The following is a 14398-nucleotide window of genomic DNA, read 5'->3' as shown; positions in this document are numbered from 1 at the left end:
TGCGAGGTTCAGCCGACGGCCGCCGGATCCTGCGCGCCGAGCCGTCCGTCCCGCATGACGAGGGCGCGGTCGGTCAGCCCGAGGTGCCGCGGGTCATGGGTGACGAGGATCGTGGCCGTCTTCCGGTCGCGGGTGATGTCGCGCAGGAGACCGACGACGGCCCGGCCCCGTTCGGCGTCGAGCGCCGAGGTCGGCTCGTCGACGAGGAGCACGGCGGGACTGCCCATGAGGGAGCGTGCGACGGCGACGCGCTGCCGTTCCCCGCCGGACAGCTCGTGCGGGCGCTTCCCGCGCTTCGCCGACAGCCCCACGTAGTCGAGAAGCTCGGTCGCCCGTTCGCGGGCGGTGTCCCTGGAGGTCCCGGCGACGTGGGCGACGAGCAGCAACTGGTCGACGGCGGTGAGGGAGGCCAGGAGATTGGCCTGCTGGAAGACGAAACCGATCCGTTCGCGACGCAGCCGGTCGCGGCGCTTCTGGTCGAGACCGGACACGTCGACTCCGTCGACCTCGACGGTCCCGGCATCGGCCGTCACGAGGGTCCCGGCGACCGCGAGGAGACTCGACTTGCCCGAGCCGGAAGGGCCGGTGACGGCGACGATCTCGCCGGGCGCGACGGTCAGGGACACGTCGTCGAGGGCGGTCAGCCTGCGCTCGCCGTCGGGGTAGGTGAGGCGGACACCGGTCATGGTGAGGGTCATCGGGCTGCTCCCAGCGCGGTGAGGGGGTCGACGGTGGTGGTGCGGCGGACGCACACGGCCGCACCGAGGAGACCGACGGCGATCATCGACGCCACCGGCACTCCGACGGTCTGCGCGTCCAGAACGAAGGGCACCGCCCGCGCGGCGAGCGCTCCCAGTCCCGCGGCGACGGCGCCACCGACGGCCGAGCCGAGGACCAGCACGGCCAGCGCCTGCCCGAGGGCGTCGCGCAGGAGGTACCCGCGACCGGCGCCGATGGCGCGGACGACGGCGAGATCGCCGGAACGCTGCATGGTCCACACGGTGAAGAAGGCGCCGACGATGAGCACGGACACGCCGAGCAGCAGGCCGCGCATGAGGGTCAGGGACCCCTGCTCGGAGGAGTAGCCGCCCACGGCGCCGTAGGCGTCTTCGCGGGTCAGGGTGACCGCTCCCCGCGTCTCGCCCGGGTCGCCGGTGAGGGCGACGGCGGTGATGGTGTCGGTGCTGGCCAGTTCCTGCCAGGTGGCCAGGGGCAGGTAGACGACGGGCAGGTGGTTGAGGGTGGTGGTGTCGACGATCGCGGTGACGGTGAGGGACCGTCCGTTGAGGTCGACGGTCGAGCCGGGCGCGAGTCCATGGGTCTCGGCGAGTTCGGCGGTGACGGCGACCTCGCCGGCGCCGGGGTCGGTCCCATCCTCGCGGTCGGGGTAGAGGGACGGGTCGGTGCCGATGAGGTTCACCGCGGCGGAGCCGCCGCCGACGTTGAGGCGTGCCGTGGACACGCCCATGCCGTGCGCGGTGTCGACACCGGGCAGTGCGCCGAGTTCGGCGACGGACGTGCCGGGCAGCTCGCTGGTCGCGAAGGCGGGTTCCTGGCCCTCGGCGGGTTCCTGGAAGGCGATGTGATCGGCGGGCAGGGCCTCGACGGCCGAGACGCTGGCGGCGCCGAGACCGGCGGTGAGCCCGGTCAGCAGGACGACCATGAGGGTCATGAGCGCGATGACGCCGCCGAGCAGGGCGAAGCGGCCCTTGGCGAAGCGGAGGTCTCTCCAGGCGATGAACACTCCACAAGCCTTCGCGGGAAAAGGCGCGGGCGCATCGGTGACGGGATGGGACCGGGCACCCGTCGAAAGTTGCAGGCCGACGGGCGCCGACGCGGCTAGTGTCGAGTGGCCATGACCAGCACAGTTCCCGCCCGGCCGGTAGCCCTGGCGCTCCTGCGGCGCGCCCAGCACGTGCTCTTCGCCGCGCTTCTCCTCGTCGGTCTCGTCCGCACCCTTTCCGAGGGGCGCCATGAGCTCGCCGCGATCGCCGGGACGGCCACGCTCGTGGCCTGGTATCTCGGGGGCGTGCTCCTGTCGCGGCGCTCCACCGACCGCCGCCTCGCCGCCTGCTGGCTGTTCGGTCTCGCCGTGGGCTGGACCGGTCTGTCGATCCTGTCGGCGGACTTCGTGTGGGTGGCCTTCCCCTTGTTCCTGCTGTGCATGCAGATGCTGCCGATGCCGGTCGCGTTGTGGTCGGTCGCCGGGCTGACGGCCGTGACCGTCGCCGCCATCGCCTGGCATCGCGGCGGCTTCGACGTGGCTGCCGCGCTCGGGCCGGTGATCGGCGCGGTCGTCGCGGTCGTCATCACCGTCGTCTACCGAGACCTGCGCCGGCAGAACGAGACCCGCGACCGGCTGCTGGCCGAGCTGACGGCCGCGCGCGACCGGCTGGCGGTGACCGAGCGCCGCGCCGGGACCCTCGCCGAACGCGAACGCCTCGCCCGCGAGATCCACGACACCGTCGCGCAGAGCCTGGCCAGCATCATCCTCGTGCTGCGCTCGGCCCGCGAGGCCTACGCCGAGGCGCCCGAACCGGCGCGGCGGCAGGTCGACGCCGCCCTCGGTTCCGCGCGCGACGCCCTTGAGGACACCCGGCGGCTGGTGCGCGCACTGGCACCCGCCGAGCTCGACGGTGGTTCGCTGCCGGAAGCGCTGCGCCGCCTCGTCACCGAAACCGAGGCGCTGGGGCTCGACGCGAGTCTCGTCGTCGACGGTGACCCGGCGCTGCTGCCGACGCCGCTGGCGGTCGCGCTGCTCCGCACCGCGCAGGGCGCGCTGGCCAACGTCCGCGCCCACGCCGGTGCCACACGGGTCGCGGTGACCCTGACCTTCCAGCCGGGCTCGGTCGCCGTCGACGTGGCCGATGACGGCAAGGGCTTCGACCCGGCTCGTCCGTCGTCCGACCCGGCCACGGGGACCGGCATGGGCCTGGCGGCGATGCGCGACCGGCTCGCCGAGGTGGGCGGCCGGCTTCTCGTCGAGTCGGAGCCCGGCGGCGGCACGGCCGTCAACGCCACCGTGCCGAGGGAGGGACCGTGATCACCGTCCTGATCGTCGACGATCACCCGATCGTCCGCGGCGGCCTGCGCGCGGCCTTCGACGCCGACGAGGGCATCGAGGTCATGGGGGACGCCGGAACCGGCGAGGCAGCCGTCGATCTGGCCGCCCGTGCCCGGCCCGACGTGGTCTTGATGGACCTCCAGCTGGGCGCGGGCATCGACGGCGCCGAGACGACCCGCCGCCTGCGCGCGCTGCCCGAACCGCCGCGTGTGCTCATCCTGACCACCTACGACAGCGAGGCCGACATCCTGCGCGCCATCGAGGCGGGCGCGACCGGCTACCTGCTCAAAGACGCCGAACCCGCCGACCTGCGGGCCGCGATCCGCACGGCCGCGCGCGGTGAGACGGTCCTCGCGCCGTCGGTCGCCACCCGGCTGGTGTCGCGCGTCCGGCGACCGGAGCGCACCCTGACACCGCGGGAGACCGAGGTCTTGCAGATGGTCGCCGCGGGCAGCGGCAACCGGGCGATAGCCCGCGCGCTGTTCATCACCGAGGCCACCGTGAAGTCGCATCTCGTGCAGGTCTTCGCCAAGCTCGGCGTGGACAGCCGGACCGCCGCGACCGCCGAGGCGCGGCGCCGGGGCGTCATCCGCTGACCTAGGGTCTGGCGTGGAGGTGATCGCGTGCGGATCGGCGTCCTCGGCCCGCTGGAGGTGTTCGCCGACGACGGCGCGCCCCTCGCCGTCACCGGCGCCCGGCCCCGCGCGTTCGTCACGCTCCTCGCCGCCGCGTACCCGAAGGCCGTCGACGCCGCCCGGCTGACCGCGCTGCTGTGGCCCGGCGGTCCACCGGCCAACCCCGCCAACGCGCTCCAGGCACTCGTCTCGCGGCTGCGCAAGGTCATGGGGAGTGAACGGATCCGGCACACCGACGGCCGCTACCTGCTGACCGGCGTGGAGGTCGACGCGACCCGTTTCGCCGCACTGCTCACCGACGCCGCCCGGGCTCCCGCGGATGAACGCGTCGGAATCCTCCGCGCCGCCCTGGGCCTGTGGCGGGGTCTCCCGCTCGCCGACGCGCCCGTCCTCGGTGCTGAAGCGGCCCGGCTGACCGAGCTGCGGCGGGACGCCGTCGCCGCCCACGGCCACGCCTGCCTCGACACCGGTCGCGCGGCCGAGGCCCTCGCGCTGCTCACTCCCGCGACCGCGGCCGACCCGCGACACGAGGTGCTGCAAGCGCTGCGGATCAGAGCCCTGCACGCCACCGGACGCCAGGCCGAGGCGCTCGCCGCCTACGAGGAGGTCCGCGCGGCGATCAACGCGGACTTCGGCGCCGACCCCGGCCCCGAGCTGGCAGCGGCGTATCTGGCGGTACTGCGCGAACCCTCGCCTACCACCGACCCGCGCGGGAACCTGGCGCACCCGATCACCAGCTTCGTCGGCCGCGACACCGAGGTGGCCGAGCTGCGGGAGCTGCTGCTCGACCGGCGCCTGGTCACCCTCCTCGGGCCGGGCGGGGCGGGGAAGACCCGCCTGGCGGTCGAGACCGGGCGCCAGACCGCCGCCGACCGGCCCGACGGGGTCTGGATCGCCGAACTGGCACCGCTTTCCGACCCGGCCGAACTCCCCCGGACCGTCGCACGCGCCATCGGCGTCCGCGACCCACTCGGTGTGCCCCTCCCCTCCCACGACCCGCCGGAACGCCTCGACCGGATCGTCGCCGCCATCGGCGAACGCCGGATGCTGCTGATCCTCGACAACGGCGAGCACCTGCTCGACGCGGTGGCGGCCCTGACCGGCCGCCTGCTGTCGGACTGCCCGGAACTGACGATCCTGCTGACCAGCCGGGAACCGCTCGGCATCCCAGGGGAGGTGCCGCGTCCCGTGTCGCCGCTCCCGCTGCCGCCCACGACGGCACCGGCCGCGGAGATCCTGCGCAACCCGGCGATCCGCCTGCTGCGGGACCGGGCCGCCACATCGGCCCCATCGGTGATCCTCGGCGATGCCCAGGCGCCGGTCCTCGCGCAGATCGTGCGCCGGCTCGACGGGATGCCCCTGGCCATCGAACTGGCCGCCGCGCGGCTCCGCACGCTGGCGCCCGCCGACCTGGCCGCCCGGCTCGACGATCGTTTCGGTCTGCTCGTCGGCGGCAGCCGCGCCGCCCTCCCCCGCCACCAGACCCTGCGCGCGGTCGTCGAGTGGAGCTGGGACCTCCTCGGCGTCGCCGAACGCGAGCTCGCACGCCGCTTCGCGGTCTTCGCCGGACCGCCCGACCTCGCCGCCGTCGAAGCGACCTGCGCCGGGGCCTCCCCGGCGACCCTCGGGTCCCTTGTCGACAGGTCCTTCGTGGAGTTCACCGGCGACGGCCGCTACCGAATGCTGGAGACCATCCGCGCCTATGCCGCCGAAAGGCTCGCCGAAGCGGGCGAGTCCGCCTCCACCGCCGACGCGCACGCCGCGCATTTCCTCGCCGTCGCCGTCGCCGGGCAGCACGGCCTCCACCAGCCCGAACAGCTGGAATGGCTGCGGCGCTTCACCGTCCACAACGACAACCTGCTCGCCGCGCTGCGCAGGCTCATCGACCGCGGCGACACCGGGGACGCGCTGCGCATGTGCTCGGCGCTGTGCGAGCGCTGGTGGATCCTCAACGACCAGGGCGAGGCGGCGTTGTGGGCACGCCGGGTCCTGGCGATGGTGGGCGACGACGGTCCACCCCGAGGGACCGCCGGGGCCTACGCGATGTGTCATTTCAGCGCCGGTTTCGACGCCTGGGCGCCGACCATGTTCGGCGACCCCGCGGTCATGGACGCCATGACCACCGACTTCCTGCGCCTGGCCGACGCCGCCGAGGCCGAGGGGACGGCGTCGGTCACGGTCCTGGCCTTCGGCGCGACCTTGTGCATGCTCGCCGGCCGCCACGACGACGGCCGGGCCCGGCTGTCCCGGTACCTCACCGCCGACGACCCGTGGCTGGTCGCCACGGCTCACATGTCCCTCGCCTACTTCGCGCTCAACACCGGCGACAACGCCACGGCCGTCGCCGAGTTCGAGACGACGGTGGCCGCCTTCGGCGCGCTCGGGGACCGCTTCAACCTCGCCAACGTGTCCCTCGGCCTGGCCGACCTGTGCCTGCGCACCGGTGACCACGAGCGGGCCGCCGCCCTGCTGTCCTCGGTGGACGTGATCGCCGACGAACTGGCGGACTACGTCGAGGCCGTCGACATCCACCTGTGGCTCACGCGGATCCGGCTCGCCGGCGGCGATCTCGCCGGAGCCGAGGTCAGCGCGCGGAAGGCGCGGACCATGCTCGGGTCAGCCGCGGCGACCACGAGAACGCACGCGCGGCTGATCTTCTCCACCCTGCTGCGTGCCCAGGGGCACCTGGACGAGGCCGTCGAGGTGGCCGGGGAACTCGTCGGCGAGCTGCTCGCGGCCGGTGCCGTCCAGCCGCTGGTGTGCTGGGCCTACGCGCAGCTCGGCCGGGCACGCGTGGCGCGCGGTGAGACCGAGGAGGGCTTGCGCGACCACGCGCGGGCTTTGCGGCTCCTGCACGTCAACCCCACGACGCGGCTCCAGGCCGTTCCGCTGATCATCGACGGCGTTGGGCTGGCCGCGCTCGCGGGCGGCGACGCGCGCCGGGCGGCGACCCTGTTCGGGATGGCGGCGGCCTTCGACAACCACACCCACCACGACGCCGACGTGGCCGCCGTCCTGCCTTCCGTGCGCGCGATCCTCGGCGCCGAGGGCTTCGCGGAGGCCTGCGCCGAGGGACGCGACGCGACCCCGCCGGGTGCCCTGTCCCTCGGCGCGGAGGCGATCGCCTCCCTGCTCGGGCTAGATCTTTCGCTTGTAGGCGCGGACCGCAAGGGGCGCGAAGACGGCGACGAAGAGCAGCGCCCACAACCCGGTCCAGGCCAGTTCGGTGCCGAGGCCGTCGGCGTGGTCCCCGCCGAGGAGCAGGCCGCGGACGCTGGAGACCAGGTGTGACACCGGGTTGACCGCGATCCAGCCCTGCAGCCAGCCGGGCACGTGCTCGGGGACGATGTAGGCGTTGCTGCCCATCGACAGCGGCAGGAACAGGCCGAAGGCCATGAACTGGATGCTCGCGGCGTTCGTGGCGATCAGGCCGACGTAGGCCGACATGCACGCCACGGCCATGGCGAAGGCGACGACGAGCGCGAGCCCGGCGAGGGTCTCTGGGACCCCGGTCTGGATTCGGAAGCCGACGGCCCAGCCGATGAGGAGGGCCGCGAGCGCCGAGACGGCCACCCCGGCCGCGTCGGCGACGATCCGGCCCGTGAGCGGTGCCGAACGGGCGATGGGGAGGCTGCGGATCCGGTCGAAGACGCCGTTACCGAGGTCGGTGTGCAGGTTGAGGCCGGTCGCGGTGGTCCCGATGAGGGCGGACTGGACCAGTACGCCCGGCACGGCGTACATGATGACGGCGGCGCGGTCGCCCGCCGCGGCGGCGCCACCGAAGACGTACACGAAGACGAGGATCATGACCAGCGGCTGCATGACGAAGCCGAGGAGCTGGCCGGGTGCGTTCTTGAGCGGGACCAGGCCCCGCCAGGCGAGGGTGAGGCCCTGGCGGAAGGCCTGGCCGGGGGTGACCCGGAGGGGCGCGGTCATACCGTCACCTCTTCGTCCCGCTGTCCCGGTGCGGCGCCTCCGGCTCCGTGTCCCGTCAGGCTCAGGAACACCTCGTCGAGGCTGGGCCGCCGCAGGGTCAGCTCGGCGACGAGGATCCCGGCCTCGTCGAGGCGTCGCAGCACCGCCGGTGGGAGGTTCAAGTCGGGTACGCCGACCGCGAGCAGCCCGTCGTGTTCCTCCGGCGTCTCCCCCGTCACGTCAGCGAGGACCCGCGCTGCCTCGGCGACGCGGGACGGGTCGGCCGGGCGCACCTCCAGGCGTTCACCGCCCACGGTGGACTTCAGCTCGGCCGCCGTTCCGCTCGCGACCACCGCGCCCGCGTCGAAGACCGCGATCCGGTCGGCGAGCCGATCGGCCTCCTCCAGGTACTGGGTGGTGAGCAGGACGGTCACGCCGTCGGCGACGAGCTCGCCGACGGCGTGCCACAGGTCGTTGCGAGCATGGGGATCGAGGCCGGTCGTGGGTTCGTCGAGGAACAGGATCCGCGGGTCGCCGACGAGGCTGACGGCCAGGTCGAGGCGGCGGCGCATCCCGCCGGAGTAGCCCTTGACCTGCCTGGTGCCCGCCTCATCGAGGCCGAAGCGGCCGAGGAGCCGCGCGGCCTTGGCTCGGGCGTCGCTCTTGGGCATGCCGAGCAGGCGGCCGACGAGCATCAGGTTCTGGGTTCCGGTGAGGTTCTCGTCCACCGAGGCGTACTGGCCGGTGAGGCCGATGGCGCGGCGGACCTGGTGGGCCTGGCCGACCACGTCGAAGCCGCCGACGCGCGCGCTCCCCTCGTCGGGCCGGACGAGCGTGGCCAGTGTCCGCACGGCCGTGGTCTTGCCGGCCCCGTTGGGGCCGAGAACGCCGAGGACGCTCCCGGCGGGTACGGCGAGGTCCACCCCGGCGAGCGCGGTGGTCTCGCCGTACCGCTTCACCAGGCCCCTCGCTTCGATCGCATTGGTCATGTGGTGAGCCTCGCCGGGCGCGCTGACACGTCGCTGACGGACTTTTGTCAGTGCCGGAGGCGACAATGCGGTCATGGACACCGATCCGGTCGCGCGCCTGCGCGAGCTGTGCCTCGCCCTTCCCGAGGTGACCGAACGGCTCAGTCACGGCGAGCCCGCCTGGTTCGTGCGGGACAAGAAGCTGTTCGTGATGACCTCCGACCATCACCACGACGAGCGGCTCGGGTTCTGGTGCGCGGCGGCGCCCGGGGAGACCGCCGCGCTGGTCGCGGGCGCCCCGGAGCGCTTCTACGTGCCGCCGTACGTGGGGCACCGCGGGTGGCTCGGCGTCTACCTCGACGTCGACGGCGTCGACTGGGCGGAGATCGCCGAGCTCGTACGCGAGGCCTTCCGCTGTGTCGCCCCGAAAGGGCTGGTGGCGCGTCTCGACGAGGGTTGAGTCAGCCCGTGAAGTGGACCCGGGGGCCGTACGGCGACGCCCGGTCGACGCGGACGACGACCGTGCCGGCGAGTTTGTCGTGCAGCGTCTGCCGGTTCGGTTTGTCCCGGAACGCCCAGCCGAGGTCGAGGTGGCCGAGGACGGGAACGACGCTGAACAGCAGTGTCGCACCGGCGCGTCCGGCCGCCTGGCTCCAGCCGACGGCCCCACCGTCGGCCACGCGCACCACCCGGAGTCTCATGGCGCGCTTCCCGATCGTCGCGCCCCACATCGCCACGCAGAGGCCTTGGTAGACCGCGAGTAGCACGAGGACCATCCCGATCAGGACCAGATTCATCGCGAAGACCGGTCCGGGTGTATCGACCGTCTCACTCGCTTCGGCGTATTCGGGGAAGCGGACGGCGGTCACGATCCCGACGGGGACCGAGAGCAGGCAGGCCACCGCGCCGAAGATGAGGTGGTCGATGATGTACGCGCCGACCCGCTGACCGATCTCGGCCTGCGGTACCCCCGGGCGCGGTGGCCGGTGTGGGGGGCGCGGTCGCGGGGCAGGGCGCGGCGGGCATGTCGTGGACGCGCGTCACAACGCCTGTCCCCCGGCGACGCGCGTCCACCTTGCCACGACGCTATCGCGCGCGACCGTCCATTGCGGATGGTCGCGCGCGGATACGTACCTTCGGCCGGAATTCTCGGGCCGGCGGCCGGGCCGTCACCGGCTCAGGTTCGCCGCCAGTCGACCGGCGGGCCGTCGAGGTGGGCCGGTTCGCCGTAGACCGGGTCGTCGACGCGGATGACGACGGTGCGCACGCACTTGTCGTGCAGCGTCTGCCGGTTGGGCTTGTCCCACAGGCACCACAGTGGATCGAGGTAGCCGACGCACGGGATCAGCGACAGGACCCAGTGGGCCAGGGAGCGCAAGATCGACCTGCCCCAGCCGACGGGACCGCCGTCGGCGACGCGGACGACCCGGAGCTTCATCACGCGCTTGCCGAGGGTCGCGCCCCAGATCGCGGTCAGGACCGTCTCGTAGGCGAGTGGGGCCAGCAGGAGTGCGGCTACGAGGAACGCCACGACGGTGCGGCGGCCGGTGCCCTCCTCGACGCGGTCGACGAGGAAGAGCCCGGGGACGACGATGGCGGCGGTGATCACCACCGCGATCAACCCGTCGAGGATGCGGGCCAGGAGGCGCTTTCCGACGTCGGCGAGCGGCGGCGGGTAATGGGCGGTGGGGACGGTGAAGCCGTCTACGGGGGCTTGAGCGGACTGCTCGGCAGTCATGGGCGGACTTCCTCAACGGGCGGGTCCGGCGCGGGCGGCGCGGGACGGTGGGCGGAGGTACCGTATCGCACCGCCCGCGCGCTATCCGAGGACGCCGCGGAGGTGGCGTTCGAAGGCCTCGGGCGCCGAGAGCATGGGGAAGTGGTCGGCTTCGGGGAGGACCGTCAAGGTCGCGTCGGGCACCTGCGCGGCGAGCCGCCGTGCCCACAGACGAGTCGCCTCGAAGTCGCGTTCGCCGACCAGGACGCTGACGGGGACGGCGAGTTCGGCGAAGCGGTGTTTGACGGGCGGGTCGAGTTCGGTGCCGAGATACTCCTCCAGGAGCACCCAGTAGGTGTTGGCGAGCTGGAGGCCGACCATGCGCCGGCGCTGGTGGGCGTCGAGGGCAGGTGCCCAGCCGTCGATGTCGCCTTCGGCCCTGGCCTGGAGGCCGTCGGCGGCGTGGACCTTCTCCAGGCGCGCGAAGTGCTCGCGCATCACCCGCCGCGACGCCTCCTCCTCCGGTGTGGGATCGGGGAACTCACCGAAGGATCCGGCGACGGCGACGACGTGGGAGACCCGTTCGGGGTGGCGGTGGGCGAAGGCGAGCGCGCGCCGGGCTCCGTCGGAGACGCCGACCAGGACGGCGTCGCGCACGCCCGCGTCGGTGAGCACGGCGGCGATGTCGTCGAGTTCGCTGTACGGTTCCGTGGCCGTCGACGACAGGCCGGTGTCGCGGTAGTCGAAGGTCGTGACTCGCGCGATCCGCTCCAGCCAGGGCGTGACGGTGTCCCAGGTGCGCAGGTCGGCGGCGCCGGGGTTGAGGAGGACGACGTCGCGGCCTTCTCCTCCGATGCGGCGGTGGAGGTGGCCGCCGGGTACGTCGACGAACTTCTCGTTCTGTTCGGTCATGGCGACACGGTGGCCGCAGGCCGGGCGGGCGTCAAGCCGATTCCGTGCGCGGCGGCGGGCGCCCGTGTGCCCGCCGCCGCGCTCGTTCTATGCGGCTCTGGCCAGCAGCAGCGCGAAGGCGTCGGCGGGGTCGGTCCACGTGTGCTCGTGGGCGAAGCCCGCCGCGGCGAGTTCCTCGGCGAGACCGGTGACGGTGAACTTCGCCGAGATCTCGGTGCGCAGTTCCTCGCCCTCCTCGAAGGCGACGGTCATGTCGAGCTCGGGGATGGTCGCGGTCTGGGTCTTCGTGGAGCGCAGCAGCATCTCGATCCACGCGTTGCGCGGATCCCAGCGCGCGACGTGTTCGAAGGCGCCGGGGTCGAAGTCGGCGCCGAGGCGGGTGTTGAGGACGCTCAGGACGTTGCGGTTGAACTCGGCGGTGACGCCGGCGGCGTCGTCGTAGGCGGCGACGAGCGTGCCGGTGTCCTTGACGAGGTCGGCGCCGAGGAGCAGTCGTTCACCGTCGTGCAGGGCGGCCCTCAGTTCACCGAAGAACCGGGCGCGTTCGCCCGGTTCCAGGTTGCCGATCGTGCCGCCGAGGAAGGCGATGAGCCGCCCGTCTCCGTTGGGGATGCGGTCGAGGTGGCGGGTGAAGTCAGCGACGAGGCCGTGCACCTCCAGGCCGGGGTAGTCGGTGCCGATCCGCGTGGTCGCCTCGCGCAGCGCGGCCTCCGAGACGTCGAGCGGCACGAAGCGCGCGAGTGTGCCCTGCGCGCGCAGGGCGTCCAGTAGCAGGCGGGTCTTCTCCGAGGAGCCCGAGCCGAGTTCCACCAGGGTCTTTGCTCCGCTGATCTCGGCGACGCCGGCGGCGCCTTCGGCCAGGATCGCGCGTTCGGTGCGGGTCGGGTAGTACTCGGGCAGGCGGGTGATCCGTTCGAAGAGTTCGCTGCCGCGTGGGTCGTAGAACCATTTCGGCGGTAGCCGGCGCGGGCGCTTCGACAGCCCGGTGTGGACGTCGGAGCGGAGCTGTGCGGCCAGGTCCTCGCCGGTCAGATGGACGTCGATGCGCACGTCAACGGTCATACGATTGCCTCCACTGTGTACATGGACGGGTCGGCGGACACCAGGTGCCGGTCGGGTACCGGGATCCAGTCGGTGCAGCGGTCGTGCGGTTCGGAGGCGATCAGGACGACGCCTCCGCGGTGTTTGATCGACAGCGAGTGGCCGACGGTGGTCGCCCAGGCGCCGCACCCGTCGGTGAGCAGGAGGTTGAGCCGGGAGCCGGGTGCGGCGGCCTCGACCTCGGCGACCAGTTCGGGCAGGGCCCGGTCGGGGGCCGTGCCGTGCCGCAGCTTGTGGCGCAGCAGCGCCCACAGCAGCGCCGAGTCGGTGGGGGCGTCGAGGGTGTACAGGTCGACGGGCGGCAGAGCGGCGGCGAGCCCCGCGAGGCTGCCGGGCCAGCCGGTCACCACGCCGTTGTGACTGAACAGCCAGTTCCCTTCCCCGAAAGGGGCGCAGGCCGTCTCCACCACGGGCATACCGACCGTCCCGGAGCGGACCGCCGCCAGCAGGGCACCGGTGACGGTGACCTCGGCGAGCCCGGCCAGATCCGCGTCGGTCCACATGGGGCGGTCACGCCGGTACCGGACGGCGCGTCCCCCCGCGTACCAGCCGATCCCGAAACCGTCGGCGTTGATCGTCCCGCCCTCGCGCATGTCGCGCGGTGCCCAGCTCTGCGTGAGCAGGGAGAACTCGGGTGCGATCAGGACCGTCGCCAGCGGCACCCGCGGCCCGAGGTAGACCAGGTGCCGGCACATCAGCCCACCTCGCCGGGGCGCGGGTCGCGGGCGAGCCGGATGCCGCTGAAGATCTGCCGCCGGATCGGCAGGTCCCAGTTGCGGAAGGTGCCCCGGCAGGCCGAGGCGTCGGTGCCGAAGGAGCCGCCGCGCAGGACCTTGTAGGTCGGGCCGAAGAAGACCTCGGAGTACTCGCGGTAGGGGAAGGCCACGAAGCCCGGGTAGCCGGCGAAGTCGGTGGCGGTCCACTCCCACACGTCGCCGATGAGCTGGTGGACGCCGAGTGGTGAGGCGCCGTCGGGATACGCGCCGACCGGTGCGGGCCGCAGGTGCCGCTGGCCGAGGTTGGCGTGCGCTTCGCCGGGATCGGCATCGCCCCAGGGATAGCGGCGCGAACGGCCGCTCACCGGGTCGAAGCGGGCGGCCTTCTCCCACTCCGCCTCGGTGGGCAGGCGCTTACGCGACCAGCGCGCGAAGGCGTCGGCCTCGTGGTAGCCGACGTGCACGACGGGGGCGTCGGGCTCGACGGGCGCGCGGTGCCCGAAGTGCGTGCGGGTGCCGTCGCCGTGCCAGTGCATCGGCCCTTCCAGGCCCGCCTCGACCCGGTGGCGCCAGCCGGGCTCGCTCCACCAGCGACGGTCGAGATAGCCGCCGTCGTCGATGAACTCGGCGAAGCGGGCGTTGGTGACCGGGGCGGTCTCGATGAAGAAGGCGGGCACGTCGACGGTGTGGGCGGGGCGTTCGTTGTCGAGCGCCCAGCGCTCGGTGGACGTGCCCATCGTGAACGGCCCGCCGGGGACGAGAACCTCGCCGTAGACGCCGGCCTGTGCCGACGGCGGCGACGGAGCGGTGAGCACCGCCTCGCCCGCGCGCAACTGGTGGGTGGCGAGCATCGTCTCGCAGTGCTGCTGCTCGTGCTGCACGATCATCCCGAAGGCGAAACCCTGCTCGACCAGGCGGCGGCCCTCCAAGGGGACCGTGTCGAGGATGTCGAGGACCTTGTCGCGAACGGTGCCGACGTAGGACCGGGCCTCGCGCGGGCCGAGCAGCGGCAGGGAGGGGCGGTCGGCCCGGGGGTGCTTGAAGGCGTCATAGAACCTGTCGATGTCGACCCGCACCGGATCGCGCCCGCCGACATCGCGGACGAGCCACAGCTCCTCCTGATTGCCGATGTGCGCCAGATCCCAGACCAGCGGCGACATCAGCGGCGAATGCTGCCGGACCAGGTCGCCGTCGTCGACGGCGTCGGTCAAGGCGATGCTGCGTCTACGTGCGCGCAGCAGCTCAACGGCGGTACGGGCGCGCAGATCCGTTGTCACGGCACACCTCCGGGGTGGGTGATGGGTGGGAAGGCACGAGGCCGCACGCGGCTTCCCCATCCCCCGGGCGCGGTCCGTCGCCGCGACACGGTG

Annotated in this window: 13 protein-coding genes and 1 pseudogene; 4 read left to right on the top strand and 10 right to left on the bottom strand. The window is 73.0% G+C overall.

Going from position 1 to position 14398, the window contains the following annotated elements:
- Nucleotides 1-8: 8 nt before the first annotated feature.
- Together HNR73_RS06950 and HNR73_RS06945 are read right to left on the bottom strand one after the other, a co-directional pair.
- Nucleotides 9-698, bottom strand: a complete 690-nt coding sequence (locus HNR73_RS06950; protein WP_184786472.1) for an ABC transporter ATP-binding protein — start codon at nt 696-698, stop codon at nt 9-11.
- Nucleotides 695-1744 (bottom strand): ABC transporter permease, encoded by a 1050-nt coding sequence (locus HNR73_RS06945; RefSeq protein ID WP_184786471.1) that lies wholly within the window; start codon nt 1742-1744, stop codon nt 695-697. Before HNR73_RS06945 ends, HNR73_RS06950 begins: the two co-directional genes overlap by 4 nt.
- A 111-nt stretch (nt 1745-1855) precedes the next feature.
- On the opposite strand from HNR73_RS06945, the gene HNR73_RS06940 reads away from it, so the two are divergent.
- The 3 genes and pseudogenes from HNR73_RS06940 to HNR73_RS41355 all read left to right on the top strand — a co-directional run.
- Nucleotides 1856-3043, top strand: a complete 1188-nt coding sequence (locus HNR73_RS06940) for a sensor histidine kinase (RefSeq protein ID WP_184786470.1) — start codon at nt 1856-1858, stop codon at nt 3041-3043.
- On the top strand, nt 3040-3660 hold the full coding sequence (locus tag HNR73_RS06935) for a response regulator (protein WP_184786469.1): 621 nt from the start codon (nt 3040-3042) through the stop codon (nt 3658-3660). The genes HNR73_RS06940 and HNR73_RS06935 overlap by 4 nt, the downstream gene beginning before the upstream one ends.
- 246 nt (nt 3661-3906) lie before the next feature.
- Nucleotides 3907-5409, top strand: a pseudogene (locus tag HNR73_RS41355) (ATP-binding protein); the annotation flags it as partial.
- A gap of 1428 nt (nt 5410-6837) precedes the next feature.
- Here the strand turns inward: HNR73_RS41355 and HNR73_RS39535 are convergent.
- Nucleotides 6838-7635 (bottom strand): ABC transporter permease, encoded by a 798-nt coding sequence (locus HNR73_RS39535; protein WP_239121987.1) that lies wholly within the window; start codon nt 7633-7635, stop codon nt 6838-6840.
- A complete protein-coding gene (locus HNR73_RS06925) occupies nt 7632-8603 on the bottom strand; it encodes an ATP-binding cassette domain-containing protein (RefSeq protein WP_184786467.1) in 972 nt (323 codons plus the stop codon). The genes HNR73_RS39535 and HNR73_RS06925 overlap by 4 nt, the downstream gene beginning before the upstream one ends.
- A gap of 73 nt (nt 8604-8676) precedes the next feature.
- Between HNR73_RS06925 and HNR73_RS06920 the strand changes: the two genes are divergently transcribed.
- Nucleotides 8677-9042 (top strand): MmcQ/YjbR family DNA-binding protein, encoded by a 366-nt coding sequence (locus HNR73_RS06920; RefSeq protein WP_184786466.1) that lies wholly within the window; start codon nt 8677-8679, stop codon nt 9040-9042.
- A 1-nt stretch (nt 9043) separates the two neighbouring features.
- Here the strand turns inward: HNR73_RS06920 and HNR73_RS06915 are convergent, their stop codons facing one another.
- The 6 genes from HNR73_RS06915 to egtB all read right to left on the bottom strand — a co-directional run bounded on the left by HNR73_RS06915 (nt 9044) and on the right by egtB (nt 14305).
- The gene (locus HNR73_RS06915) at nt 9044-9535 is read right to left on the bottom strand and encodes an RDD family protein (protein WP_184786891.1); all 492 of its coding nucleotides are present in this window, start codon (nt 9533-9535) and stop codon (nt 9044-9046) included.
- A 224-nt stretch (nt 9536-9759) separates the two neighbouring features.
- Nucleotides 9760-10320 (bottom strand): RDD family protein, encoded by a 561-nt coding sequence (locus HNR73_RS06910; RefSeq protein WP_184786465.1) that lies wholly within the window; start codon nt 10318-10320, stop codon nt 9760-9762.
- Nucleotides 10321-10401: 81 nt separating this feature from the next.
- Nucleotides 10402-11211 (bottom strand): alpha/beta fold hydrolase, encoded by an 810-nt coding sequence (locus HNR73_RS06905; protein ID WP_184786464.1) that lies wholly within the window; start codon nt 11209-11211, stop codon nt 10402-10404.
- Nucleotides 11212-11298: 87 nt separating this feature from the next.
- Nucleotides 11299-12273, bottom strand: coding sequence for an L-histidine N(alpha)-methyltransferase (egtD, locus tag HNR73_RS06900; RefSeq protein ID WP_184786463.1), 975 nt, complete (start codon nt 12271-12273; stop codon nt 11299-11301).
- A complete protein-coding gene (gene egtC / locus HNR73_RS06895; RefSeq protein ID WP_184786462.1) occupies nt 12270-13007 on the bottom strand; it encodes an ergothioneine biosynthesis protein EgtC in 738 nt (245 codons plus the stop codon). The genes egtD and egtC overlap by 4 nt, the downstream gene beginning before the upstream one ends.
- Nucleotides 13007-14305 (bottom strand): ergothioneine biosynthesis protein EgtB, encoded by a 1299-nt coding sequence (gene egtB / locus HNR73_RS06890; protein WP_239121989.1) that lies wholly within the window; start codon nt 14303-14305, stop codon nt 13007-13009. Before egtB ends, egtC begins: the two co-directional genes overlap by 1 nt.
- Between the last annotated feature and the right edge of the window lie 93 nt (nt 14306-14398).

The sequence above is a fragment of the Phytomonospora endophytica genome (genome assembly GCF_014202425.1).
GTDB lineage: Bacteria > Actinomycetota > Actinomycetes > Mycobacteriales > Micromonosporaceae > Phytomonospora > Phytomonospora endophytica.
Note: the sequence above shows the minus strand (reverse complement) of the source record. Positions and strands in the feature narration are given on the sequence as shown.

Bases quoted from the DNA above. Each gene is read 5' to 3' on its own strand.
- HNR73_RS06910 (WP_184786465.1), bottom strand. From the start codon at position 10,320: ATGACTGCCGAGCAGTCCGCTCAAGCCCCCGTAGACGGCTTCACCGTC.
- egtD (WP_184786463.1), bottom strand. From the start codon at position 12,273: ATGACCGTTGACGTGCGCATCGACGTCCATCTGACCGGCGAGGACCTG.
- HNR73_RS06920 (WP_184786466.1), top strand. From the start codon at position 8,677: ATGGACACCGATCCGGTCGCGCGCCTGCGCGAGCTGTGCCTCGCCCTT.
- HNR73_RS39535 (WP_239121987.1), bottom strand. From the start codon at position 7,635: ATGACCGCGCCCCTCCGGGTCACCCCCGGCCAGGCCTTCCGCCAGGGC.
- egtC (WP_184786462.1), bottom strand. From the start codon at position 13,007: ATGTGCCGGCACCTGGTCTACCTCGGGCCGCGGGTGCCGCTGGCGACG.
- HNR73_RS06925 (WP_184786467.1), bottom strand. From the start codon at position 8,603: ATGACCAATGCGATCGAAGCGAGGGGCCTGGTGAAGCGGTACGGCGAG.
- HNR73_RS06940 (WP_184786470.1), top strand. From the start codon at position 1,856: ATGACCAGCACAGTTCCCGCCCGGCCGGTAGCCCTGGCGCTCCTGCGG.
- HNR73_RS06905 (WP_184786464.1), bottom strand. From the start codon at position 11,211: ATGACCGAACAGAACGAGAAGTTCGTCGACGTACCCGGCGGCCACCTC.
- HNR73_RS06950 (WP_184786472.1), bottom strand. From the start codon at position 698: ATGACCCTCACCATGACCGGTGTCCGCCTCACCTACCCCGACGGCGAG.